At 48.4% G+C, this 25,431-nt stretch carries 21 protein-coding genes; 10 read left to right on the top strand and 11 right to left on the bottom strand.

Annotation, left to right across the window (positions count from 1 at the left end):
• The 3 genes from tyrS to ACESLU_RS00315 form a co-directional block, all read left to right on the top strand.
• Window positions 1-1,138 (top strand): tyrosine--tRNA ligase (tyrS, locus tag ACESLU_RS00325; protein WP_372633509.1); only part of this gene is annotated, 1,138 nt, incomplete at its 5' end.
• 210 nt (window positions 1,139-1,348) lie between these two features.
• Window positions 1,349-2,116, top strand: a complete 768-nt coding sequence (locus ACESLU_RS00320) for an exodeoxyribonuclease III (protein ID WP_372633507.1) — start codon at window positions 1,349-1,351, stop codon at window positions 2,114-2,116.
• 72 nt (window positions 2,117-2,188) lie between these two features.
• Window positions 2,189-2,647, top strand: coding sequence for a MarR family winged helix-turn-helix transcriptional regulator (locus ACESLU_RS00315; protein WP_372633504.1), 459 nt, complete (start codon window positions 2,189-2,191; stop codon window positions 2,645-2,647).
• A 375-nt stretch (window positions 2,648-3,022) separates the two neighbouring features.
• Here the strand turns inward: ACESLU_RS00315 and ACESLU_RS00310 are convergent, their stop codons facing one another.
• On the bottom strand, window positions 3,023-4,249 hold the full coding sequence (locus tag ACESLU_RS00310; protein WP_372633501.1) for an FtsX-like permease family protein: 1,227 nt from the start codon (window positions 4,247-4,249) through the stop codon (window positions 3,023-3,025).
• A gap of 102 nt (window positions 4,250-4,351) precedes the next feature.
• On the bottom strand, window positions 4,352-5,233 hold the full coding sequence (locus ACESLU_RS00305) for a mechanosensitive ion channel family protein (protein WP_372633499.1): 882 nt from the start codon (window positions 5,231-5,233) through the stop codon (window positions 4,352-4,354).
• Between the two features lie 581 nt (window positions 5,234-5,814).
• Between ACESLU_RS00305 and ACESLU_RS00300 the strand changes: the two genes are divergently transcribed.
• Window positions 5,815-6,375 carry an adenylate kinase gene (locus tag ACESLU_RS00300; protein ID WP_372633496.1) on the top strand — a complete coding sequence of 187 codons (561 nt, stop codon included), beginning with the start codon at window positions 5,815-5,817 and terminating at the stop codon, window positions 6,373-6,375.
• A gap of 291 nt (window positions 6,376-6,666) precedes the next feature.
• Here ACESLU_RS00300 and ACESLU_RS00295 read toward each other — a convergent pair whose 3' ends face one another.
• Together ACESLU_RS00295 and dtd are read right to left on the bottom strand one after the other, a co-directional pair.
• Complete coding sequence (locus tag ACESLU_RS00295; protein WP_372633493.1) at window positions 6,667-7,566, bottom strand: alkaline phosphatase family protein; 900 nt, start codon at window positions 7,564-7,566, stop codon at window positions 6,667-6,669.
• A gap of 122 nt (window positions 7,567-7,688) precedes the next feature.
• The gene (dtd, locus tag ACESLU_RS00290; RefSeq protein ID WP_372633491.1) at window positions 7,689-8,129 is read right to left on the bottom strand and encodes a D-aminoacyl-tRNA deacylase; all 441 of its coding nucleotides are present in this window, start codon (window positions 8,127-8,129) and stop codon (window positions 7,689-7,691) included.
• A 448-nt stretch (window positions 8,130-8,577) separates the two neighbouring features.
• Here dtd and purM point away from each other — a divergent pair, with 448 nt between their 5' ends.
• Window positions 8,578-9,588, top strand: a complete 1,011-nt coding sequence (purM, locus tag ACESLU_RS00285; protein ID WP_372633488.1) for a phosphoribosylformylglycinamidine cyclo-ligase — start codon at window positions 8,578-8,580, stop codon at window positions 9,586-9,588.
• A gap of 334 nt (window positions 9,589-9,922) precedes the next feature.
• On the top strand, window positions 9,923-10,414 hold the full coding sequence (locus ACESLU_RS00280; protein ID WP_372633486.1) for a DinB family protein: 492 nt from the start codon (window positions 9,923-9,925) through the stop codon (window positions 10,412-10,414).
• 41 nt (window positions 10,415-10,455) lie between these two features.
• Here ACESLU_RS00280 and fabF read toward each other — a convergent pair whose 3' ends face one another.
• Window positions 10,456-11,706: a beta-ketoacyl-ACP synthase II gene (fabF, locus tag ACESLU_RS00275; RefSeq protein WP_372633484.1), complete on the bottom strand. Its 1,251-nt coding sequence runs from the start codon at window positions 11,704-11,706 to the stop codon at window positions 10,456-10,458.
• Between the two features lie 362 nt (window positions 11,707-12,068).
• The gene (locus ACESLU_RS00270; RefSeq protein ID WP_372633482.1) at window positions 12,069-12,425 is read right to left on the bottom strand and encodes a SnoaL-like domain-containing protein; all 357 of its coding nucleotides are present in this window, start codon (window positions 12,423-12,425) and stop codon (window positions 12,069-12,071) included.
• 155 nt (window positions 12,426-12,580) lie between these two features.
• Here ACESLU_RS00270 and ACESLU_RS00265 point away from each other — a divergent pair, with 155 nt between their 5' ends.
• On the top strand, window positions 12,581-12,922 hold the full coding sequence (locus tag ACESLU_RS00265) for a hypothetical protein (RefSeq protein ID WP_372633480.1): 342 nt from the start codon (window positions 12,581-12,583) through the stop codon (window positions 12,920-12,922).
• 128 nt (window positions 12,923-13,050) lie between these two features.
• On the opposite strand, the gene ACESLU_RS00260 is transcribed toward ACESLU_RS00265, so the two are convergent.
• From ACESLU_RS00260 to ACESLU_RS00245, 4 genes are all read right to left on the bottom strand, one after another.
• Entirely contained in the window at window positions 13,051-14,790 is a 1,740-nt protein-coding gene (locus ACESLU_RS00260) for a Na/Pi cotransporter family protein (protein ID WP_372633477.1), read from the bottom strand.
• Between the two features lie 287 nt (window positions 14,791-15,077).
• Window positions 15,078-15,662 carry a DUF2911 domain-containing protein gene (locus ACESLU_RS00255; RefSeq protein WP_372633475.1) on the bottom strand — a complete coding sequence of 195 codons (585 nt, stop codon included), beginning with the start codon at window positions 15,660-15,662 and terminating at the stop codon, window positions 15,078-15,080.
• 56 nt (window positions 15,663-15,718) lie between these two features.
• Window positions 15,719-18,607, bottom strand: a complete 2,889-nt coding sequence (locus tag ACESLU_RS00250) for a hypothetical protein (protein ID WP_372633472.1) — start codon at window positions 18,605-18,607, stop codon at window positions 15,719-15,721.
• Between the two features lie 72 nt (window positions 18,608-18,679).
• A complete protein-coding gene (locus ACESLU_RS00245; RefSeq protein ID WP_372633470.1) occupies window positions 18,680-19,351 on the bottom strand; it encodes a hemolysin III family protein in 672 nt (223 codons plus the stop codon).
• Between the two features lie 314 nt (window positions 19,352-19,665).
• Here ACESLU_RS00245 and ACESLU_RS00240 point away from each other — a divergent pair, with 314 nt between their 5' ends.
• Window positions 19,666-20,604: a DUF4412 domain-containing protein gene (locus ACESLU_RS00240; protein ID WP_372633467.1), complete on the top strand. Its 939-nt coding sequence runs from the start codon at window positions 19,666-19,668 to the stop codon at window positions 20,602-20,604.
• Between the two features lie 376 nt (window positions 20,605-20,980).
• Window positions 20,981-22,417 carry a hypothetical protein gene (locus ACESLU_RS00235; RefSeq protein WP_372633465.1) on the top strand — a complete coding sequence of 479 codons (1,437 nt, stop codon included), beginning with the start codon at window positions 20,981-20,983 and terminating at the stop codon, window positions 22,415-22,417.
• A 191-nt stretch (window positions 22,418-22,608) separates the two neighbouring features.
• Here the strand turns inward: ACESLU_RS00235 and ACESLU_RS00230 are convergent, their stop codons facing one another.
• On the bottom strand, window positions 22,609-24,723 hold the full coding sequence (locus tag ACESLU_RS00230) for a prolyl oligopeptidase family protein (protein ID WP_372633462.1): 2,115 nt from the start codon (window positions 24,721-24,723) through the stop codon (window positions 22,609-22,611).
• A gap of 342 nt (window positions 24,724-25,065) precedes the next feature.
• Here ACESLU_RS00230 and ACESLU_RS00225 point away from each other — a divergent pair, with 342 nt between their 5' ends.
• On the top strand, window positions 25,066-25,389 hold the full coding sequence (locus tag ACESLU_RS00225; RefSeq protein WP_372633460.1) for an ArsR/SmtB family transcription factor: 324 nt from the start codon (window positions 25,066-25,068) through the stop codon (window positions 25,387-25,389).
• Window positions 25,390-25,431: the final 42 nt, after the last annotated feature.

Raw genomic sequence — 25,431 nt, 5'->3', positions numbered from 1 at the left:
TGAAAAGCTGAAGCATTCAAAAAAGGAAAATCAACCCCTCAAAATAAAGCTGGGATGCGACCCCACACGTCCCGACCTTCACCTGGGACACTCGGTCATTCTTCGAAAGTTGCGCCAGTTCCAGGACTTGGGCCATGAGGCGATCCTCATTATCGGCGATTTTACCGCCCTGATCGGGGACCCGACGGGACAAAATGAAACGCGCCCCGCTCTCAGCCGCGAAGAGATCCGGGAAAATGCATCCACCTATCTGGCCCAGGCTACACAGATCCTGGACGAATCGCAGACCTCTATCGTCTATAATTCCGAATGGCTGGGGACCATGGGATTTGAAGATGTCATCAGGCTTTCCTCGAAGCTAACGGTGGCACAGATGATCGAGCGGGACGACTTTTCCAAACGCTATAACAACAATGAACCTATTTCCCTGCACGAGTTTCTCTACCCGCTGGCGCAGGGACAGGATTCGGTGCACCTGCATTCGGATGTGGAGTTGGGCGGCACCGACCAGAAGTTCAACCTGCTGGTGGGTCGTCAGCTCCAGAAGGATGACGGACAGGACCCGCAGATCGCCCTCATGATGCCGCTGCTGGTAGGGACCGACGGCACCAAAAAGATGTCAAAATCGTACGACAATTACATCGGTATTACCGAGCCCGCCAATGATATGTATGGCAAAGTACTTTCCATCCCCGACAACCTCATTTATCCCTGGTTTGAGCTGCTTACCGATATTCCGGTGGACAAGCTCCCCGAATACAAGCGAAAAGCGGGGGAAGACCCGCGCAATACCAAGCACGAGCTGGCCCTGACCATCACCCGGATGTACCACGGACAGGAGCAGGCAAAGGCTGCCCGCACCCATTTCGAACAGACCGTCATCGGCAACGCCATCCCCGACGACGCCCCCACCCTCCAGTATGAGGCCGGAACCGAGGTGCGCCTGCTGGATATTGTTTCCGAGGCCGGCTTCACTTCCAGTAACGGGGAAACCAAGCGCCTGATCAAACAGGGCGGCATCACTATTGATGATGAAAAAATTTCCGATAAAGGCTACCGCGTGACGTTTGGAGCCGATACGGAATTCACGCTCAAAGTCGGCAAGCGGAATTATGCTATTGTGAAAAGTAAGTCGTGAAAATGTCGTTGGCCTCGAACGTCTCGCTCTCAGCTCGAATTTCTCGTTCCCAGGGAGATCCGGAAAACAATACGAAGTGACAACGTGAGTGTTATGCCACGATATCGAAACCAAAAAGAGCTCTGTAAAACCTTCTGGGCTTTTTAAGCAAAACACTATAGAACAAACGACAGCGTAACCCAAAAAATCATTTCTCAACACCACAGAGGCATGCTCAAAATCTCCTCCCTCAACGTCAACGGCATTCGCGCGGCACACCGCAGAGGCTTTACGAACTGGGTATCCCGCAGTAAGCCCGATATCATCTGCCTGCAGGAGCTTCGGGCCATGGAGCACCAGGTCCCGGCCCCGATCCAGGAAATGGATTATCACGGCATCTATCATACGGCCGAAAAGAAAGGCTATGCCGGGGTGGGCATACTTTCGAGGGAGATGCCTCTTGAAGTTCGCAAAGGCATCGGCGTAGACTGGATTGACCGCGAAGGTCGGGTGCTGATGGCGGAGTTTGAAGAGCTCACGGTGTTTTCGATTTATGCCCCGAGCGGCACAACCGGCGATGTCCGGCAAGAGCTGAAAATAGACTTCCTGGATGCCTTTCTTCCTTTTGCCCGGAATTATCTTAACCGTGATAAGCCCGTGGTTTTTTGCGGCGACTTTAACATCTGTCACACGTCCATCGATATCCACAATCCCAGGCGGAACAGGAACACCTCGGGATTTCTGCCCGAAGAACGGGCGTGGGTGTCGAAGCTGCTCGAGACCGGTTTCGAGGATGTTTATCGTAGTCTCCATAAGGGAGAGACCGACCTCTACAGCTGGTGGAGCTACCGCGCGGCCTCCAAGGAGCGGAATAAGGGATGGCGTATTGATTACCATATGAGCTCACCGGAACTGCTGGACGCCGCCCAAATAGCGACCATAGAAAGGGCGTGGGACCTCTCCGACCATGCGCCCGTAACGATCCATTATAGTATTTAATGTATTTGGCATACAAAATTGTATATTAGTGCATTATAAAAATTATATTATAAAGCAGAATTCTCTAAGCTAATGGGCACGCATTACCAAGGAAATAAAAAAGAGGTCAAGACGCTAAATGCATTTATAAAACTAATGCGTGCATCTGAGTCGATAAATAATCGCCTGAATCGCCAGCTCGCTGAGCAGGATCTTACAGTCAGTCAATTCGGTGTGCTGGAGGCGCTCCTTCATTTAGGCCCCCTTAACCAGAAGGCTCTGGGCGAAAAACTGCTCAAAAGCGGGGGCAATATCACATTGGTTGTTGACAACCTGGAGAAAAGCGGCTGGGTGGAACGCCAGCGAAATCCCCAGGATCGCCGTTCAATGCTTATTCACCTGACAGAAGAGGGAGAAGATCTGATCAGTTCTTACTTCCCGCAGCACCTCGAAAATATAATGCAGGAGTTCAAGTGTCTCTCCAGTGATGAGCTGGACCAGCTCGCGGAGATGTGTAAAAGAATCGGTTTGCAGGATCCAAGCAATAAGTAGTACTCCTTTTGAGTTATGCAAGTGGGGATTGAGAGCAACATCTCAATTAATGAGTAGCTTCATAAACCCTCCGGGGGTGGGCTTAACCGTCCATCCCCTTTTTATGGCATTCGGATCCCCCTCTATCCGAATTTCATCTTAGAAAACTCGAGCGTAAGCAAGATCCGGCTTCTTCCGAGCGTTTTGGATAAAGCACACCGCTGCGATTCCATGAAATGGGCCCATCATGGCGGTATAGCCGTCCCGACGGCACCATTTGACTCTATTGCCACCGCCTTTCTCCAAATACGGAATATTAACGCAAATGTATTAGCTTCCTAACCTAGTGCAAGGAGGAACCAGACACACTAAATGGAATACTACCCTCCGGTCTCCCTAATCATAGCGAATGGCCTCTGCCGGTGCCACCGATGCCGCACGCCGGGCGGGGTACCAGCTGGCCAGCAGGCAAAGCAGCAGGCTGCCCGCCAGTACAATACTCACATCCGCCATTTCGATACTTACCGGGTATGCATCGATTATAAAAGCCGACGAGAGCTTAATCAGTCCATACTGTTGCTGCATCCAGCTCAAAAGCAAACCGAGTCCCCCGCCAATAACGCAGCCGATCAGTCCGATATAGAGCCCCTGTCGTACAAAAACATTTTTTATATCCGCCGGCGTAAAACCCATGGTCTGCAGTACCCCGATATCGCGGTTTTTCTGAATAACAATCATAGTCAGGGAGCCGATGATATTCAGAACGGCCACAATGACGATAATCATAAGGATGACATAGGAGCTCCATTTTTCGAGGTACATGATATCGTAGAGCGGACGCTGCAGGTCGTACCACGTGGAGATCTGAAAACTTTCCCCCAGATCAGACTTTAACAGGTCTTTGGTGCGGTCTGCCGCCGCTGGATCCTCAAGTCGGATGTCGACCCCCGAAACCTGATTCCTGACCTCAAAAAGACGCTGTGCCGCCTCCATATCCACATATACAGCCGCTCCTTCTATAATCTGAATCTGGGAATAACTTCCTCTAACCTCGAATCGATAGTTCCGGGGAAGGGAAAACTGGGTCAGGGACTTACGCATCCCGTTAGCACTTAAAATCGAGACTTCATCCCCGGTGTGCAGGTTCAGTTCCCCCATCAGCTGCTCGCTCACCAGCATCCCAAGCGTGCCATCTTGCACGCTCAGGTCCGACGTGCCCGAGACGATATTTTCACTCAGATCATTAATCCGAAAAAACGCTTCCCTGTCCACTCCCTTGACCTGTACCACCTTATTATTATCCTTATCCTGAACCATCAGGGCTTTTCCTTCCACAAAGGGGGAAACGGCCGTTATTTCCGGAATATCCGACAGTTTATCTTCTATCTCTCCGGCATAGAGAAAGGACGTTTGTTCAACCGATTCAATGCGAATGTCGGGATCGTTCTGCAGCAGAAAGCCTTTTATGACGTCAAAAAAACCATTGAATATCGATAACACCACGATCAGCAGGGCGGTGCCCACCGTTACGCCCGCTATGCTGATAACCGTCAGTGTGGATATCAGTGAAATATGCTTCTTGGAAAAAAGATACCGCCTTGCTATAAATCCGGTTGTTTTCATAGATAGGGGAAAAATAACGATATTACGGAAGGATTACAGCTAAAAGATGGGAACAGCCGGTCCGGCCCCCAGAAGTGAAACGGCCTCATCCGCCAAATCAATTTATTCTTGTCCATCATCGATCGGCAGCTTCACTGAACTCCGCACATGCAGGTCGCGCTGGGGGAACGGAATCTCCACCCCATATTTTTTGAAATTACGCACGATGGCCTGGTTAAGCTCATTTCTGATACCCGGGTACTCTTTTACGTTGCGGATCCAGGCCCGGAGCTGCATGTTCCAGGAGGACTCCCCAAACTCAATGAAATGCACCTCGGGTTCGGGTTTTCGCATCACCTTGCTATTTTCTTCAGCCACTTCTCTCAATGCTTTTAAAACCGTGTCGAGATCCGACCCATAGGATACGCCTACATCGATATCCAGCCGGTAGGTGGGGTCTCCGTGAGAATAGTTGATCACATCCTTGGAGACAAACTCGGAGTTCGGCACAATGATAAAAATATTATTGACCGTTCGCACCATGGTTGAACGAATATTGATCTCAGTAACATCCCCTTCAATATCACTCACCACAACACGGTCTCCCACACTAATGGGTCGCTCAAAAAGGATAATTAGTCCCGATATAAAGTTAGCCGTTACATTCTGCAGCCCGAAACCAATCCCTACCGAGAGCAGTCCAAAGATCACGGTGAGGCTGCTTAAATTAATCCCCACAAAATTAAATGAGACTAATATACCGATGGTAATAATTGCATACTGGGTAATGCGTGAAAGCGTATAGCTGGTCCCGGCATCAATTTTAATGCGCTTGAATACGCGGCGGTTCAGGGCCCGCCGGGCCAAAATAGCAGCTCCGATAAAAAAAGTAATAAGCAGTAAAAAAATCAGTATTGAACCTACCGTTACCGGAGATTCACTGACACTAAATATGCGGAAGTTTAAAATATCCCGTATATAACTGAACACTTCTTCCCAGGTCATAATGCTTCTGCATTCATTGATAGCATACGATGTGAAATAAGGTATTAAAGGCCTATATCATAGTACCTGATTAAAATAATCTCCAAACTGCTAACTTCCAGTTTCCATGCCATTATCCTTAAGTCGTTGATTCTCTTGTTCTGCCAGACGCTTCATGCACATCAACCGATAGATTATCATATGTGGATAGGTGGAATAGCAGATAGCTTTCGGTAATATACATTATCTTATGATCACAGCATAATACCCGTATCCCGCATTCCCGACGCTGTCAAATTTTTGGCTTCGGTCAGCTAAGAATTGAACGCGAGAAAGTAGTTGAACGTAGCTAAATGATAATTACATAAAAACACAACAAAGGGGAATAACCCCGGCATCTAAACTTGACAAAGTTCTTTTTTTGAGGTGTCGGGCTTAGCCCGGATTTTTCACAAAGGTGTAGGGTGCATTGCTGTATCCTTATGGTAAATGTACCCTTGTTGATCCGAGCAATGTAAAATCATTTATTATTGAATATACCCGTAGATAACGCTATTATTGGCCTTTCTCAATTTAATAAGACAAACTTTAAACATAACATTATGCGCATCATCATATTTGGTCCCCCGGGTGCCGGTAAAGGAACCCAAGCAAGTCTGATCAGTGAAGAATATGACATCCCCCACCTTTCCACGGGAAACATTTTCAGGTCGGCCATCAAAAATGAAAGCAAGCTTGGTAAAGAAGTGAAAGCTATCCTTGACGCCGGCGATCTGGTACCCGATGAAAAAGTAGTTGGCCTGGTTAAAGAAGAACTGCAGGAGGATAAATATGATGACGGATACATTCTGGACGGATTTCCCCGTACCGTTTCCCAGGCAAAAGCTTTTGATGAGATCCTTGAAAAGAATGATGAAACTTTAACGGCATTTTTACAGCTCCAGGTACCGGAAAAAGAACTTATTGAGCGCATTTTAAGCCGCGGCGAAGGGCGAACCGATGACACCAGGGAAGGCATCAAGAAGCGATTGAAGGTATATAAGGAAGAAACCGAGCCCGTACTTGACTACTACCGGGAGAAAGGAGCCGTCCAGGAAGTCGACGGTACCGGATCCATTGAAGAGATTTTTACCCGAATCACCACTATTCTCCCTAATAATTAACCAATTAATAAATGTAAAAAAGCGCTATCATTCCTCTTTCATACATCCCTCACATAGGACGCTCACGCTGCATGCGGGTAAGCGCAAATTACAAGGTGAGTTCTCGCTCAGAGATCATATGCCATGATATATCGGGGAGCTTATTCCACCTGGGATAACCGTAAAATAAAATCAAAATAACACCTATACGCTCCCCCTACGTTCTTAACCTTCTGCTTAATATTTCTGCGTTCGACTATCCAGTCCGCGGGGAGTCCTCTTATAAACGAATTAATTATTTAGTTAGTAAACTTATGGGGTTTGTAACAGTTTCAGCAATCCCGGTGTAACGTCCCGTATGCTTTCAGCCTCGGTAAAGATCGAGGCGCCCGGACCTATACACACTAAAGGTACCTTGTTATAGGTGTGTGTCTTTATGGATAAATCTTCCACATTCCCGTGATCGCTGCATAATACAATTGAAGTGTCTGCCGGTTTTTGCTCAATCAACTGCCATAAAAAGCGATCATAAGTATGAATAAAACAGTCGGCTCTGCTTTTATCCTGGCTGTGACCTGCCTTATCTGTTAAATAATACTCATACAATAACAGATCATAATTAACTGATCGTTTAATTAATCTATCCGCCGCTGCTTCCGGACTGATGACCGGCACTTGAATGTGAAGCTGATCCTTCCAGGTCTCCTGTGTTAACTCGGCAGTTAGGGCTTTTCCTTTTTTTACCTCTTCTGTTGTGTTTAGGGCTAAATCCGCACTTTTCGCCATTAGTGTAGTACAGCTCCACCGGTTTCTCTTTTCCGCTTTCTGAAAAAAAATATCAGGATAAGCATTCATGAAGTGGCATTTTTTTCCCCGCTGTTGAGCCTTCAAAAAAAGGCTTTGCTCCTCTAACAGGTATTTTATCCGTGAATGGGGATACGGCCCAAAATGTCTTCCTATTACCTTAGCCGCATTTTCTCCTGAGAGCAGGGTAGCCTGCCCTGTACCACTCTGGGGAAGGCCCTTTATACCGAGGGTGGCATCCACCTTTTTAAAAAGATGCTGCTTTTCGAGGATTTCATCCGCCTTTTCTGACAAGAACTGATCCCCCGCCAAGGCTGGAAAACCCCTGTAATCAGTATGGTAAAAGGGATTTGTATCATCTTCTCTTCCCAATCCCACCCCATCGATGAACAGAAATATGACAGTCATTGGCTAAATATTATCCATACAACATTTTAAAACACAATTTGCACCGAAGTAATGTTCAAAAAGTATCCTGTGTCTGTGTTTTTATCAATATATCTTTTACTAACTAATTAGTCTTTTCAGAATTATCGTTCCAACACCAGGGTAACCGGTCCGTCGTTGTGTAGCTGTACATCCATATAGGCACCAAAGCGTCCTGTTTCGATATTCAACCCACAGTGGGACTTAAAATATTGTATCAGGTTCTCATAGAGTTTTTCCGCTTTTTGAGGATCCGCTGCAGTAAAATAGCTGGGCCTGTTCCCCTGCTCATAATCGCCATACAAGGTAAACTGGGGAACCACCAGTATTTCACCCTCTACGTCCTGCACAGACCAGTTCATTTTCCCCTCATCGTCATCAAAAACGCGAAGTTTTAAAATTTTATCAGCCAGCCACGGTATGTGTTCTTCCTGATCATCTTCATGAATCCCCACCAGTAGTAGCAGTCCATGACCAATGTGACCAATCTGCTCTTGATCAATGAAAACAGAGGCTTCGGAAACTCTTTGCATCACAATTTTCATAGTCAATACTGTTAATAAGTGTGTGGATAATTGTGTGTATAACTTCTTCTCAGAACAAACCATTCAAAACCAACAAAAATTATCCACAGCTTTCAACAAAAAAATTCTATTATCCACAGGTTATACAGTAAACCTTCACTGCCGATAACTAAAAAAACTTGACCATACATTTGTAGAATAATGTGGATAACTTATTTGGATTCGGGCTAAGTGATTGTTTTTATTGAGGTATTTATCAACAAAGTAATCCACAATCTGTTATTTTGTACAAACAGGCTGTGGATCAAAAAGTTCTCCACTTATCCACAGCCTCTACAATGTACTACAAATAATATCTATTTAGTATATATCATGTATTCCGGTGGATAATGTGGAGAAATAATCCTTAAAAAGCAGCCTTAAACTTTCTATATTCTTATCAGCTTAAAAGCCAAACCACTTATCCGAAATGAGTTCACAATCAAAGAAATTTACCTATAAAGATTCCGGTGTCGATATTGAAGCCGGGGAAAAAATGGTGGAATCGATAAAAGGGATGGTCCGGCAAACCCACAACGATGCAGTATTAAGTGACATCGGGGGTTTTGGTGGTTTTTTTCATCCCGATTTAACAGGCTATAACGATCCCGTCTTTGTAAGTAGCGTTGACGGGGTGGGGACCAAATTAATTGTAGCCTTCAAAGCACGGAGGTATGATACGGTGGGACAGGATCTGGTAAACCACTGTGTCAATGATATTGCCGTCTGTGGAGCCGATCCCCTGTTTTTCCTGGATTATTTTTCAACCGGTAAGTTAGAACAGGAGGTCGGCTACCAGGTGGTACAAGGGTTTGCCCGGGCCTGCAGGCAAAACGGGGTCGCTCTGATCGGGGGAGAAACCGCGGAAATGCCCGACATTTACAGTGAAGGCGAGTTCGATCTGGCCGGCACCATCGTCGGCATAATCGATCGTGAGAAGATTATTGACGGTCGGCATATTCAGAAGGGAGATTTACTGCTTGGTTTTCCCAGTAGCGGCCTGCATACCAACGGATATTCACTCGCTCGGAAGGTCCTGTTTTCCACATATGAGGTCGATGATCACGTAGATGAACTGGATATGACGGTCGGCGAAGCGATGCTGGCAGTCCATAGGTCCTATTTACCCATTATCCGTGAACTGCGGAAGATAGATGGGGTTCACGGTTTTTCGCACGTAACGGGGGGAGGAATTATCGGTAACACCAAGCGCGTGGTTCCAGATGAACTAACTATTCAGTTAGAATGGGGAGCCTGGGAAGAACCTCCCATCTTTGAACTTATCCGGAATCTCGGGAATGTCCCCGAAGGAGATATGAGGGCCACATTTAACCTGGGAATCGGACTTATAGCTATTGTGGATGCGGGGTCAGCAACCCAGGTAAGAGAAAGAGCTGAAGGGATGGATGAGGAAATTATTGAAATTGGCAAAATAGCATAACAGTTGGTAACCTGTGGCTATAATTGTTATTTAAAATTCTAATTAACGAACTACGGGCAGGGTGACATTTTGATATCCGTGTCTCGGTGACATAACAGACGCTTCCTAATTATATTTAAACTCGATCATTATTCGGTGCCGGGGTATCTTCGTGGGAATTGATTGCAGGGGTATACTGCCAGGAATAGAGGAAATGGCAAAAGGAAATGAAAAGTAACCGAGATTACTTACTTTTTTTGAGATTCAGCTAAATGAGCGACAGCCAAATTTAAAACTTTCAGGGAGTATAATTATGAAAACATTATCCAGCCTATTCTTATCGCTTTTGATATTGATGGCAGCCGTGCAAACCACGCAAGCCCAGGAAACCGGTAATAACTTCAAGAAGCAGTTTAGCCAGCATTTTGATTATGCTTCCCGGGTCCTTTCCCTGGCGAAAGCCATGCCCGCTGAGATTTATTCCTGGCGTCCCGCAGAGGGCGTCAGTTCCGTGGAGGAAGTGTATACCCATATCGCACGCTATAACTTCTATTACCTGCAGAATTCGCTTGGTTTTACCGTCCCCGACGATGTGGAGGTCGATAATATTGAGTCTATTACCGGCAAAGAGGATGTTGTGGAGATACTGGAGCGGTCAATTGAATATGTAAAGGGGCAGATTGAAGCAATGCCGAAATCCAAGTTACAGGAACAAACAGAACTGTACGGCAGGACGGTTAACGGGCAGGCGGTACTCATGCAGCTGATTACCCATAAAAGCGAGCATGTGGGACAGGCGATAGCCTATGGCCGGGTGAACGGGGTCGTGCCCCCCTGGAGTGAGTAAGTTATTCTGCCGGTTGTCAAAGCGATGCATCGTGGAGAAGTTTATACCTTCTTAAATACCACAATGCCATTGTGGCCCCCGAAGCCGAAGGTATCGCTCATGGCCACATTGACCTCTTTTTCGAGCGTCTCGCCCAGTACGATATCAAGTCCCGATGGAATCTCCTCATCAATGGTTTCCGTATTGATGGTCGGCGGAATAACGCCTTCATTAATCGCCTTTATGCTTGCAATAGCCTCAATAGCACCCGCCGCGCCTAACAGGTGCCCCGTCATTGACTTTGTGGCGCTGACGGACAGCTGATCAGGTTTTTTGCCGAATACCCGGGCGATTGCCTTGGTTTCGCTGGCATCGCCCATCGGGGTAGAAGTAGCGTGAGTATTGAGATAATCCACGTCTTCGGGATTGAGATTGCTGTCGTCCAGTGCCTGTTTCATGGCTACCGAAGCTCCCTTGCCTTCCGGATGGGTGGCCGTCATATGATAGGCGTCGGCCGTCATGGCCGCGCCGGTGACCTCCCCGTATATATGGGCTCCGCGGGCTTTTGCGTGCTCATATTCTTCCAAAATAAGGGTAGCCGCTCCCTCGCCCATCACAAAACCGTCGCGGTCCTTGTCAAAAGGACGTGAGGCGTGTTTGGGGTCGTCATTGCGCTGGGACATGGCACGCATCGCCGAGAACCCGCCGAACGATGCTTCCGTAATGCCGGCCTCCGATCCACCGGTGATAATCACTTTGGCCTTTCCCCAGCGGATATAGTTCAGGGCATCCATAATAGCTGTGTTCGAGGTAGCACAAGCCGAAACCGTGGCATAATTGATCCCCATAAGGCCGTATTCCATGGAAATAAGTCCCGGGGCCATATTAATAATCAGCTTGGGCACAAAAAACGGGTTAAAGCGGGGGGAGTAATCGTTATCGGCATAGTTTCTGACCTCCTCCTCGAAGGTATACATCCCCCCCTGGCCGCTTCCCCAAATGACGCCACTGTCAAAGGGATCCATTTCGTTGAAATCGAGTCCGGAATCCTCTACCGCCTGTTGAGTAGCCACCAGTGCATAATGGCTGTAGGGATCGGAGCGGCGGATTGTATTGTGCTCGAGATGCTCCGTAACGTCAAAATCCTTGAGTTCACAGGCAAAATGCGTGCGAAATTCCGAGGGATCAAAATGGGTGATATAATCGGCGCCGCTGACACCGTTCTTCAGATTATTCCAAAAATCATCCACGTTATTGCCTAAGGGAGAAAGGGCTCCTAACCCGGTAATGACAACTCTGTTCGGCTTGCTCATGCTAAGAAAAGATATTAATTAATATAGGGATTTGATCTGGGTAAAATATAAGGAGGATCTGATCGGCTTTCACAATATATAATAAACAATACATAATAACCTGTTTAGCCGGATCATCCGGTCGGCTATAATAAACTAAACCTTTGCGAAAAAAAGAAAGTGAATTATGGTTATATGTGGATTACTTGATATGATTGAAGAAATGAAAAGACCGGGATTGTGCCTGACAGGCCGGACTATAGAATGATATTGGCCATTCCAGCATGAATGTGATTGACGGGTGGAATTGTCCGGGCCGACCCCGCATAAAAATAGCCCCCTGAGCCCAGGGAGCTATTCAATGAGGAATGGATGTCTATTCTTTACTGAGTGGCGTAAAATCGCTCCCTGGCGATCTTATCGCCATCCCAGTGCTGCACGGCGACCTGCTCCAGACTAACACGGTCACCACCCTTAAACGTGACATCCATGGCAGATTCAACGGCCGTGGTGGCTTCCTCTTCATTTGAGGTAATAGAGGTAACCTCTATGCCGTGAAAAGCTTCCACGCTGTCAAAAAATTCGTTTTCCCGTTCGCGATTGGTGTCCTTCCCTTCCACTTCGGTACCGTCTTCCAATACCATAACTACATCTTCGCCATAATACTCTTCAAAAGCGTCCAAGGCCGTACCCTGGGCAATGTGATCGTAGATATCCGTAATTTTGTCTAAGTAGCTCATAAATAATTTTAGTTTAATATTGAAGTATTAGTGAGATTGTACAACCAAGCTGATAGAAAAATCGTTTGCGATTATCAGACTTTTTTTGCAGGTACTCCTCCGGCCAGTTATCTTGATTACACATCAGCAGGTAACTAACTCAAGGATCATATAGTATGGCACAGGTTAAGCTCATTGATATTGCCCACGGACGCAGCGGGGATAAGGGAAATAAAAGCAATATAGGGATTATTGCGCGTCACCCGGCTGTGTATCCTTTTCTCAAAGATATCCTCACGGCCGAGGTGGTGAAAGAGCATATGAAACATATCTGTAATGGAGAGGTTGAGCGTTACGAGATGCCCAACATTGATGCGCTGAACTTTGTGCTGAACGACAGCCTGGGCGGTGGAGGTACGGTTTCCCTGAAACTCGATGCCCAGGGAAAAACCCACGCTGCAACTTTGCTGCGCATGGATATTGACGTGCCGGATGAGCTGTTGGAAAAGGTGAAGTAATAACGCTGAAACATCCGCGATCGGGGTTCCGATCAATCATATATTATAGGGCTTTAGTAAGCATGTCCAACCGCTATTCAAAGTCCGAAAAAATTTGGATTCGAAAAACGTGCCGATGCTTCGTATGGCTAGCCTCGTTCCTCGACCACTCTTTCATAGGCGGCTTTTACTTTCTTGCCGGCAATGGCCTCATTTACATTAAAAAGGTGATCCCCGATTTTCTCTAACCGGTTCAGGTAATCCAGGAATACAAATCCAACCTGGTTTGAGTACCCGTTATCCTCAAGCTGAGCATAATGAAACTCCAGCAACTCGTCGCGATACAAATCGATGGAATTTTCAAGGTGCAGGGATTTTTCCAGATCGATGTCTCCGTTATCCCCTGAGAGGTTCTCGCGGACATTGCGAATGGCATCGTGTACCCGGTCAAGCATCCTGCCAATCTTTTCCAATGCATGGTCAGGTAATTCGTTTCCTTCAGATTGCATCCGTTCAAATGTTTTTGACATTTGAAAATAAATATCTCCCACTCTTTCCAGGTCGTTGATCATGCTGTGCATGCCGCGAATGCGCCGGGTGGCTTCTTCTGTGAGTGTAAAACTGGAAATTTTAGTCAGGTACTCAGCGATCTCAAGCTCAATGTTGTCGGTTATTTTTTCTCTTTTCTCAATCTTCTTCAGAAACTGCTCTTGCTTATTCTGCTTGTTAAACAACAGTCCCTGCATGCTGAAGTGCATTTTTTCCACCAGTTTGGCAAACAGCTCTATCTCTTTGTGAGCCTGTGACATCGACAGCTCGGGAGAAGACATCATCCCGGAAGAGATATACTGCAGCCGATGCTGTGTATCCTCCTTTTCTTTTTGATACTTCTCTACAATCCGAACGATATACGGTACAAAACCAACAAGTAGCAACACGTTGGCTATATTAAATACAGTATGGAACAGCGAAACGGCCAACGTGGCATTGGCCCGACCCAGTTCATCGGTCGCGTGGAGGATAGAACCTGCCCCCGGAGAAAAATAGCTCATCGTTGCATCTATCCCCATCAGGAAAGGCTGCATCAGAATGAGCATCCATATTACCCCGAATATATTGAACACAAAGTGAAACCGGGCGGCTCGTTTGGCATAAACATTTCCGACAACGGCAGCGATATTGGCGGTGACCGTTGTCCCGATGTTTTCACCGAGGATCATGGCCGCTGCAATGGGAAAGTCAATCCAGCCCTCAAACAGCATTACAAGCGTAATAGCGGAGGCCGCTGAAGAAGACTGGGTGACTAATGTCAGGATGGTGCCGGCCACAATAAAAATTAAAATAGAGGCGAAGCCAAACTCCGTGAACTGATCCAGAAACATGAACATCTCGGGGTTATCCTGGATGTTCGGCACCCCGTTTTTTATGAAATCCAGTCCAATAAACAGGATTCCGAAACCGATCATCGCTTCGGCAAGGTTCCGCAATTTTTCACGGCCAAAAAATATGAAGGGAAAAAAGATGCCGATGAGCATCATAGCCAGGGGCGTAATCTGCATTTTAAACCCAAAAATAGAGATCATCCAGGCGGTGACCGTAGTGCCGATGTTGGCCCCCATGATCACTCCCGTGGATTCTATAAAGGTAATCAATCCGGCATTTACAAAACTTACGACCATAACCGTCGTGGTCGAGGAGGATTGCGTAATCGTTGTGGTGGTAAACCCGGTAAGGATTCCGCGAAATCTCGTACTGGTCATTCCCTTGAGAATGGACCGGAGCTTATTGCCTGCAACTTTCTGAAGCCCGTCACTAAACACCTTCATCCCGTAGATAAAGATTCCCAGTGCACCTATCAGCTGCAAAAAATCCCAAAAAGTATAAGTCATCTTTGATTTATTAAAGATTTTGAGAGGGCAAAGAGAAATATTTCATTCCCTAAAATTAAGGTAGCCAATATAACAATATGTTTTTATTCTTTTGAATGGAGTTGGAAGATCTCTTTTAATAAAAACCGGCATGTTAATAACGATGAAAACACCTCTCCGGCCCTGTCAGGCTACCCTACCGCTTCTGGAATTGAGAGCTCAGGTACAAGGTGGGCAATTATTCGAGATTTTTTGCATGTATCGTGAGTTAACGTTTAACCTCTTAAGCTGGGGTTGTTGTGCGATGTTCATTCCCCCGCCCCGGATCCGGAGGCGAGAAATGCAATCGGAATACGCACTTCGGTCTGGTCCCACTGCAGCATGATATTGGTAGAATCATCCACCACATCGGAAAACTGAATGGTGAACGCTTCTGCAACAGACTCCTTTTGCTCGGCGGGAACGTCGACGCGAAGCACGTCATGCTCCTGCTGGTAATCAAAATCGCCCCATAAACCGAGCTCGCCGTTTAAAATAACCGTCCACGGCTCGTCCTCCCGGGGAATCGTAAACAGAGAATAAGTCCCTGCCTCCAGTTTTTCTCCCGCGAAACGAATGTCGTGGGTAGTGGTAAGTTCGGTCGCCTCGTTGGCACCGGTGCGCCAAATATTATCGTAGGGCACAAGCTGACCGAAAATATCGCGGTCCCGTTTGTAAGGCTGACCATATATAATTTTGATGTAGGTGTCAGAGGGATGGTGAAGTACCTTGGCAATGGCAATCGGACTCTTTCGACGGAGCGTTTCCGTTTCTTCTGGCTCTGACTGGCTACAGCTCCCCAGGAGAAGTAGTATTAACAGAGAAGATAGAAGATAAATTGTTCTGGTCGTCATAACAGAGCTTAGTTGAACATGGAGATTACGATATCATAGTGTAACAAATAATAACCTTAAAAGCTTCCGAAGTAAATATGGTGATTTTCCCGCGTGGGTTCGTAACCGTAGCCGATTCCAAGATCGAAAGACAAGTTGGAGATCCGGAATCTTGTTCGCAGCTCTAACCCATATACAGACCGCGACTGTTCCCGCCAGTCCGCAACCGCAGGATCCGTTACCGAACTGGAGAACGCAACCAGATACAGATTTTTCAGGTAGAACGGTAATAAAAACCCGCCGTCATCGGCAAAAAGAAGGGGGATGGTGTAGTGGGCTGACAGGCTCAAAAGGTTGTCGGAAGTAGCGAGAACCGGTTCGGAGAAGGCATCCGAGACCAGCGACTGGTTGTTAAAAACAGGCCCCGACTGGGTAAGTCCCTCCACCTCCAGGCGCAGCGACTGGTTCCATCGGCGGAGCGGGGACAGAAAGCCAATGATACCGCCCTGAAGGGCCGTAGGTTGCCGTAAAGTCAGTTCAACTTCATCCTGCCCGTTCGAGAACCGAAGATCAGAGGTACTCCAGAAGTGCTCGAGTTTCGAATACAGCACCAGTCCACTGTTGGGTTGAACATCCCGGATATTCTGCTGCAGCCGGAAGTTAAACTGCCCGTACAGGTTACTGACAGCACTGTTGGCGAAGTCGGATATATTACTGGCCAGTCCGACATCACGAAACCGTATCTGTGAGTAACGAAATTCGGGCTCTATGAAAAAGGAAGTGGAGAAAACATTTTGATCAAGCTGAAAATCGAATGGGACGCTGAAAGCGAGAGACCGGTCCTCGCGGAGCAGGGTGACGGTATTATTTTGTGTCGTGTTGAACCTGAAATAGGAGGGTTCGCTATAGAGGCGCATGTTGAAGCCCGGATAAAATTGCTTGTTTTCGTAGGACAGGTCGTACCACAGCTGTTCCTCCAGGTAACTTATTTCTGCGGAATAGGCCTGGCTTTGCAACAAATTATTACTGTGCAGCGAGAGTCCTATCTGGTAGCGGCCTCTGTTAGAAATCTCGTGGACCGCCGGCAAGACCGTCCGCGGCTTCAGCCAGCTGGAGCCGGGAGAATAGGGTTCCCGGCTCCACTGTTCGGAGGCGGTGACAACGGAGTCGGAGACCGCAGAACGCCGCATTGCTGCTGCCTTGGTTTCTGAGGGTTTCCAGAGCGATACGGAAACAGTATCTCCCGGTGCGGGGGAGCGCTCGAGAACAACGGGCAGGCGTTCATTGGTATGCTGCCGAATAAAAGCGATGCGGGTGCCACCGGGACTGTAGGCTCCCTCAAAGGCATTGAAGCCTGCTCGGGTGATTTGGATAACGGAGTCATCCCGCAGGTTATATTCATAGAGTTGGTGGATGCCGGAGAATCCGCTGCTGAAGAGCAGTTTATCGCCATCCGGGTGCCATTCGGGGTCAAAAACAGCGCCGTTTTCAAAGGAGATATCCGGCGCTCGGGATAAGGCCTGTTCCGGATTGTCCCGGCCAGCAATCCACAACCCCTGCAAGCCCCCTTTATTGGCAATAACAGCCAGCCGTTTCTTATCCTGATGGCGGGCGATCGCGGTTATTTCATAGGCTCCGGAAGAGAGTAATGGGATAGCTTCGGAGGTGGTGCGGTCCCGGCGCACCGAAACCAATGCCGAGGAAGCCGGACGCGTTTGCAGGGCCAGCAGCCGGTTATTGTCGTATTGCGGCGCGTATAGCCGCGCCCCTTCGGTGAGCTGCCGGCGAGTACCGGTAGAAAGATCGTATTCCGCCAGCTCCGCTGTATAGGTATGGTCGTAAAGGGGGTCGGAATCGTAAAAACTATAAACCATGGCTGACCGGTCTGCGGTAAGATCGTAGCGGTAGTCGCCGACCGAATTGGTGGTTACGATCCGCTTTATTTTTTGGGACTGTAGGTTATAGCGGTAAAACCCGGGGCGTGCATTATAAAAGGATCCGTAGAAGACGAGCGTGGAATCGGACAGCCACTGGGGCCGCCGAATTTCACGTCCTTTGAAAGGAATGGATAGGGCCTGAGGGCGAGCGGCTGCTTCCGGCGGGTCGTTTAACGATTGCCGCTTATCTTTTTCAAATTGTTCGTACAGCTGGCCCGGCCAGGAGCCTGTGGTATGTCGCAGTGCCACGCCGTATCCGAGGAAAGGGTAGTTCAGGTAAAAGCCGAGGGTCTCGCGGGTGGTTTCGTAGCCATAGGTCTCCTGCAGCCAGTCGGTAAAAGCGTGTCCGCCGATATAATGCCGGTTAAAGGGGCGCGTGTTGGAGGAGATCTGTATCATCTGTCCCATAGACCAGCGCTGATCGCTGTCAAACACCGCATCGAACTGGTTGGTAAAGATCGGAAATTGTCCTCGTCCCCCGCCCGGAGAGACCCCCTCTGTTTCGTGGTAGACGGCGATCCCTTCGGTAACGCCGGAAGGGATCGCCCCGTGAAAAGAACGGGCCAAATCAGGAGAAAAAAAGCTGACGAGATGGGGTAGATTTTTTTTGCCAAGGTTACTGAGCTGGAGCGCGTGGACCAGTTCGTGGGGACCCACATTCTCGAGCCAGCCTCCGGTTCGCGGGTTCATTGATTTCCCCTTGATAGGCGGTAGCTCGATCTCAGAGCGAAAATGGATGGGAGTGACGAAGCCGTTAGAGCGGTCATTATAGTCATTAAGGATAATGGGAAACCCGGTTAGCTGTCCCCCTACCAACTGCTGAACGCCGGGGTATTGCTCTTCAAGTATCTGTCCCATTTTCAGGGCTGTAGAATCGTTGCCGCGGGCATATACCAGGTTAAAGTGAGGGGTTGTTAGCTGCTCCCATTGCTGTGCCGGGCGGTATTGAGTGGGGTAGAATTGTGCCCGGGCGGGGGTGGCGGCATATATTCCCCAACAGAACAACAGTAGCAATAAGATTGTACGCATACGAATACCAGCATTTCGGAGACAGATAGACAGCAACCTAAGAAATATTATACGTCGTGCTTAACACTTTGTCTATCCCGCATAGCCGGGCAAATAGTAATAGATAGCCCAGAAGTGCGAGAAGGTACCGGCCAGTACAAACAGGTGCCAGATTTCGTGATGTCCAAACCACTCGGGAACGGGATTTGGTTTTTGAATGCCATAAATAATCGCGCCCAGCGTGTATGCAAGTCCGCCTATGGCAATCCAGATGAGAAAGGCCAGCGGAAGTTTCTCCATGAGGGTCGGAAACGTAAAGACGGCCAGCCAGCCCATCCCCAAATAGAAAGAGGTAGAAAGCCAGCGGGGCGCTTCTATCCACACTAATTTCTTGATAATGCCTATGACCGCCAGCGTCCAGACGGTTGCAAAAAATCCCCACTTCCAGCTGCCTTCGAGTACCAGCAGGCAAATGGGAGTAAAGGTACCGGCAATGAGTACATAGATCATGCTGTGATCCAGCTTCTGCAGGAGCTTCAGCGTTTTTTCCTTTACCGGAAGGGCGTGGAAGAGCGTGCTGGAGGTATAGAGAAGGACCATGCTGAGCCCAAACATCGAAAAGGCAATAAGGTGGTTTATCGAACCCCGGGTGATTGCTTCATAGAGCAGTAAAATCAGACCGATAACAGCAGCTATGGCCCCGAGGCCGTGTGTCAGGCTGTTGACCGGTTCCCGTATATACCGTTTGATGATTTCGTAATTCATAAGTAATGAAAGATACAAAATAATTTAACGTCAAAGAACCGAAATTATGTGTTGCAGTGGCAAAGGTAGTGATATTTTAGTGATACCCGACAATTTGTCTTTTATTTAATCGTATCTTTTGTAGATTACAGGTTCAAAAGAATGAGAATCTTTGCAAAATCAGTCCCGAAGCATCGGGAAAAGTCAAGGCCTCGGGGAGGTTGGAATCGCAGCATATACCCTATATGTGGGGACTTCAACCGATCGATAACGCCGGAATTGGTCAAAAGAACGGTTTTGCAAAGCTCTCAAAAATTAAAAAAAGAGAGTATATCATGAGATATCTTATTATAATACTGGCAGCCAGCCTGATGTCGGTCACCTTTGTTATTGATGCTGAAGCCCAGCTATTCAACCGGCTGAAGGACAAGGCGAAAGAGGCAGCATCGAAAAAAGCGGAAGAAAAGCTAAGCGACCAGGTAGAAAAAGCTTCCCGCCAGATGGTGGAGGATTCGTGGAATGCTGTTTTCGGGGATATATCCTCCGACAGCGCGTACGGGGGCATGGGCGTACCTTTTTCTATGGGCAGCAATGTGGAAACAGAGGATGCCTATCATTTTGACACCATTACGACGATGGAAATTGAAACCATTAGAGAAGATGGGGAGTCCGACCCGCCGGTCGTCATGGAGATGCATTTCAATACAGACGAAAGGTATACCGGCACTTTTTTTTCCGGGGAGGGCATGAGTCAGGATGAGGGAGACCTGTTTATTGTCTATGATTTTAACAACGCCGCCATGCTGATGCTGATGGAAAATGAAAATGACAAATTTTCTTTTGCCTACGACTGGAAACAGGCGTTGGAACATCCAGAGAGCAGTGCCGAAACCCGTCAGGCGGAAGAAACAGACTGGGATGAAGTAGACGAGTGGCAGGGGTACACCAAAATCGGAAACAAAACTATTCAGGGCTATGAATGTGATGGCTACCGGTCGGAAAACAGCGATGGCGTAGTCGAAGTGTGGGTGAGCCGGGATGAGACGCTTGGAATGCAGAATATGTTCAAGGCGAACGCCAATGCCAAGCAGGTGAGGGGCAAAATTCCGGACAACTATCCCTACGGCATGATGATGGAAATGACCTCCGAAGACCGGCAAAGCGGGGACAAGACCGTTATGAAGGTAACCGATATCAATAAAAATGCCCGGGTAACATATGCGATGTCTGATTATCCCACCATGAGTCTCGGTGGAAAAAGCGCGAACAAGTAGGATGCCCGTCACGGCTCAAAGTTACATGGGGTTGCAGGACCTGATAGTCCTTTATTATTTATTTTATTTTGACTACCCATTGTGATTAGTTTGGCCGGGTTACCATCCTGAAATTATCTTTTCTATTCCACGACCATCAGGGCGGAGGACCAATCCATTCTGGACTGGTGAATAAAACAGCAGAGAACTTTGAAAAACCAGTCCCGAAGTATCGGGAAATATCAAAGTCTGAGCACATTCAAAACAGCTGAATATAAGGCATAAATGAGGATTCTGAATTCGCGAAAATACAGAGCTTGCCCACAAGAACAGCTTTGCAAAGCCCTATAGAAGTTCTTTTAACTAGCAATATCCAATAAAGTTATAAAAAACAGCTATGAAACAGTCATTTGTTATTTTGATGTCCGCCCTTGGCGGTCTGGTGCTTTTGCTGCAGGCAGAGGTGGTGTGCGGACAGAGCGGTCATACTCATGAGTATGACCACAACCACGACCATGAGCACACCGCTGACCACACGCACAAGAAGGTCGACTATAGTTTTCGTTCTGACGCGGGACAGTACGATCCCCCTGAGCCGGATGAAAACGGCTATTACTGGTGGAAGGGCAACCTGCATACCCATACACTCTGGAGCGATGGCGACCAGTTTCCGGAGGTGGCGACCCAGTGGTATTATGAACACGGCTATCACTTCCTTGCGCTCTCCGATCACAACATCCTGCAGCGGGGGAAAAGATGGATCAATCCCGAAACCAACCCGCTTGCCGGGAGGGGCGGCGGTATGGAGGTCTATGAGCTGTACCGGGAGCGGTTCGGTGATGAGTGGGTGGAAACCCGCCAGGTGGATGGCGAGCTGGAGGTACGACTCAAGCCCCTGGACGAGGTTCGGGCCCTGTTTGAGCAATCCGGCCGGTTTCAGCTGATTGATTCCGAGGAGATTACCGAAAGCCAGCATGTGATCCATGTAAACGCGACCAATATCAGGGACCTTATTGAGCCCCGGAGCGGGGAGACCGTCGAAGAGACGATCCGCCTTAATATGGATGCGGTAATGGAGCAGCGCAAGGAAACGGGACGGGACATGCTACCCCATCTGAATCACCCCAATTTTGGCCAGGCAGTCACTGCGGAAGACATGGCCCCGGTCGAAAACCTGCGGCTCTTTGAGGTCTATAACGGGCATCGAGGGGTTCTCAACTTTGGCAGCGATGACGGTAGTAAGGGATTGGACCGGGTGTGGGACATTGTGCTGACTAGACGGCTGGGAGAACTCGATCTCCCCCCGGTTTACGGGCTAGCGGTTGACGATGCCCACCACTATGAAGAAAGTGATTCCGAGACGGCGAGGCCTGGCAGAGGATGGGTCAGGGTCCGGTCGCGATACCTTACGCCCGAACATATCGTGCGCGCACTGGAAAAAGGGGATTTTTATGCCAGCAGTGGTGTGGAAATGCAGGAGATCTATTCGGACGGCAGCAGGTACACGGTAAAGGTCGATCCGGAAGAGGATGTGGAATATACGATCCGCTTTATCGGCACCCGTGAGGGATACGACCCGTCGAGTGAACCGTATGTGGATGCGGAGGGCCAGGTGCGGGAAGACCGAACCCGGCAATACAGCGAAAATATCGGGACGGTACTGCAGGAGACGACAGGTAATGAGGCAAGCTATGAGTTTCAGGGAGATGAGCTGTATGTACGGGCCAAAGTGATCTCCTCGAAACGTAAAGAAAACTACTTTGTGGAAGGAGAACAGGAGATGGCCTGGCTGCAGCCCCTGCTGCCCGGACAGCAATATGGAATGGGAAAGTGAAGAAATCTGTAAGATAACTTATAAAATGGTTGACCTATTCAATATCCAGTGGCGATAAGCGTCGATATTGATCAACGTTGTTTCAAGCGTGGACCCTATTGTGAAAAAAATTTCAAAGGTCAGGTAGCTTGAAACAGGCAGAAAATTATATTTTCCGGTATCCCTTTGGGATAGTTTTCAACACCTTACTCCTAATACCCGGGAGCCACACCAACATTCTGGAAGAAAAAGGACCAGGTATCAGCATGCTCGACAATAACCATGGAGGTCGGTTTGCCGGCGCCGTGACCCGCTTTGGTTTCGATACGGATAAGCACCGGGTTTTCCCCCTCATGGTATTCCTGAAGACGGGCGGCAAATTTGAACGAATGTGCCGGCACCACCCGGTCATCGTGGTCGGCCGTCGTGACAAGCGTTGCCGGATATTCCGTGCCGGGTTCCAGCGAATGATAGGGCGAATAATCGTAGAGGTACTTAAACATCTCTTCCGAGTCATCGACGGTACCATAATCCGATGCCCAGCCCGCCCCGGCCGTAAACTGGTGATAGCGCAGCATATCCAGCACGCCTACGCCGGGCAAGGCGACTTTAAAGAGATCGGGACGCTGCGTCATCGCAGCTCCCACGAGCAGCCCCCCGTTTGAACGTCCCGAAATACCCAGGTACTCGGACGACGTATAGTTGTTATCAATCAGATACTCGGCGGCGGCGATAAAATCATCGAACACATTTTGCTTGTCCATCCTGGTGCCGGCTTCATGCCACTCTTTGCCATACTCTCCACCGCCCCGCAGGTTGGGAACGGCATAAATGCCGCCGTTTTCCAGTAAGATGATATTAGCCACGCTGAAAGAAGCGGTGAGACTGATGTTAAATCCGCCATATCCGTATAAGAGGGCAGGGTTTTCGCCATTGCGTTCCACTCCTTTTTTGTGCGTGATAATCATAGGAACGCGGGTGCCGTCCCTGGAGGTGAAAAACACCTGCTTCGATTCGTACTGCTCCGGATCAAAGTCCACGCCGGATTCCTTGTATACTTCGGACGCTCCCGAGGCAATATCATAGTGGAAAATCGTCGGCGGATAAATATAAGAGGTAAACGTATAGTACAGTTCGTCTTCCTCTCTCTTTGTGCTAAATCCCCGGGCCGACCCCATGCCCGGAAGATCAATCGTACGCTCCAGCTCTCCATCCATTCCGTATTGCTGCACCAGAGAAGTGGCGTCCTCCAGGTAATGAGCAAAAATCTTGCCCCCTCCGGTAGAAGCATCCAATACGTTGTCGGTCTCCGGAATAAGGTCAGTCCAGTTTTCAGGGCCCGGATCGGCTGCCTCCGCCGTTATCACGCGCTCATTGGGAGCATCGAGATTTGTCTGAATGTACAGGGTATCGCCCTCGCTGGCAAGGACGCTGTGTTCGTGGTCCATATTCTTAACCACTGGCATAATCGGGCTATCCGGATTGCTGAGATCCTTAATATAAAGCTCGTTTCCGCTGGTTGAGTGGGCGGCGGAAATAACCAGGAAACGCTGGTCTTCCGTTACTGATGCCCCGATATACCGCCGGGGTGTTTCGGAGCCTCCGAAAATCAATTTGTCTTCACTTTGGAGCGTACCCAGCTCATGATAATACAGTGTATGCTGGTCCGTCATGGCTGAAAGGGCGCTGCCTTCATCGGGTTTGTCGTAGCTGCTGTAGTAGAAGCCCTCGTTTCCTTTCCAGGCGATACCTGTAAATTTGAGATCTCTCAGCGTATCACCGACCTGCTCTTTGGTTTCCGTATCCACAACGATCGCCTTGCGCCAGTCCGAACCGCCCTCGGAGATCATATAAGCCGCCTGGCTTCCGTCTTTGGTAAAGCTGATGCCGGCCAGCGAGGTGGTTCCATCTTCGGAAAACGTATTGGGATCCAGAAATACCTCCGGCTCGCTATCGTCCTGCTGGCGATAGAGCACCGAATGATTTTGCAGCCCGTCGTTTTTATAGAAGTATGTCCACCCGCCCTCTTTGAACGGGGCGCTGTATTTTTCATAGTTCCATAACTCTTCAATACGCTCCCGAAGTGGAGATCGGAAAGAGATTTGCGAGAGATAGTCAAAGGTCACTTCGTTTTGCGCTTCTACCCATTTGGCGGTGGCCGCCGAGGTATCATTTTCCAGCCAGCGGTAGGGATCGGGCACCTCTGTGCCAAAATAATCATCCACCACCGTTGTATTCTTGTCAGTCCGGGGATAGGATTTTAACTCGACAGGAGCAACTTCTTGTTGGGATTGTTTAACGTCGCATGAAATGATTGAGGCTGACATCAAAAGAAGTAATAATGACTTAGGGCAATTCATAATAAATGGGGGTCTTACTTTCTTACACCGCTGCTTTGTGCTATGCAAAATAGGAAGCTACAGTTACCATCGGTAAAAGATAGCATATTTGACATACTTTTCACGGTCCGGATTTGGGTTTCCCCATCTATCAGCGATATCCCCCATACGGTATGTTTGGGGGCGTTTATCACCGTTGATTCTGGTTGCTCCTGGCAGAATAATTCAACGGAAATAGTTTGTCAGACGAAAAAAGATTTGCGTAACTGATCAGTTACATGTAAATTAGTAACCGAACAGTTACGTAAATATGCTTAATCCCTGATATATATGCAACGAGATGTTTTCCAGGCCATCGCCGATCCGACGCGGCGTGAGATTATCGATCTGCTGGCGGATCAGTCGCTTCCGGTTAAAGATGTAGCCAGTAACTTTGAAATGTCGCGGCCGGCTGTTTCCAAGCATCTGAAGATTCTGGATGAGTGTGGATTGGTCGTGATTCGAAAAAAGGGCCGTAAACGGTTATACCGGTCCGATCCCCGCAAGCTGCGAGAGGTGGCGGAATGGACGGCACGCTATCACAGATTCTGGTCTCAAAAGCTGGATGCCCTGGAAGCGGCTTTGGCCGAGGAAGACAACAACAAAAATGACTAATCGATAAACAGACAGTTTTATAAGTACACAAAATCCACCACT

Origin of the sequence: Fodinibius sp., from assembly GCF_041642155.1 — a bacterium.
Lineage (GTDB): Bacteria > Bacteroidota > Rhodothermia > Balneolales > Balneolaceae > Fodinibius.
The sequence above is the reverse complement of the archived record's forward strand: the minus strand, read 5'-3'. Positions and strand labels throughout refer to the sequence as shown.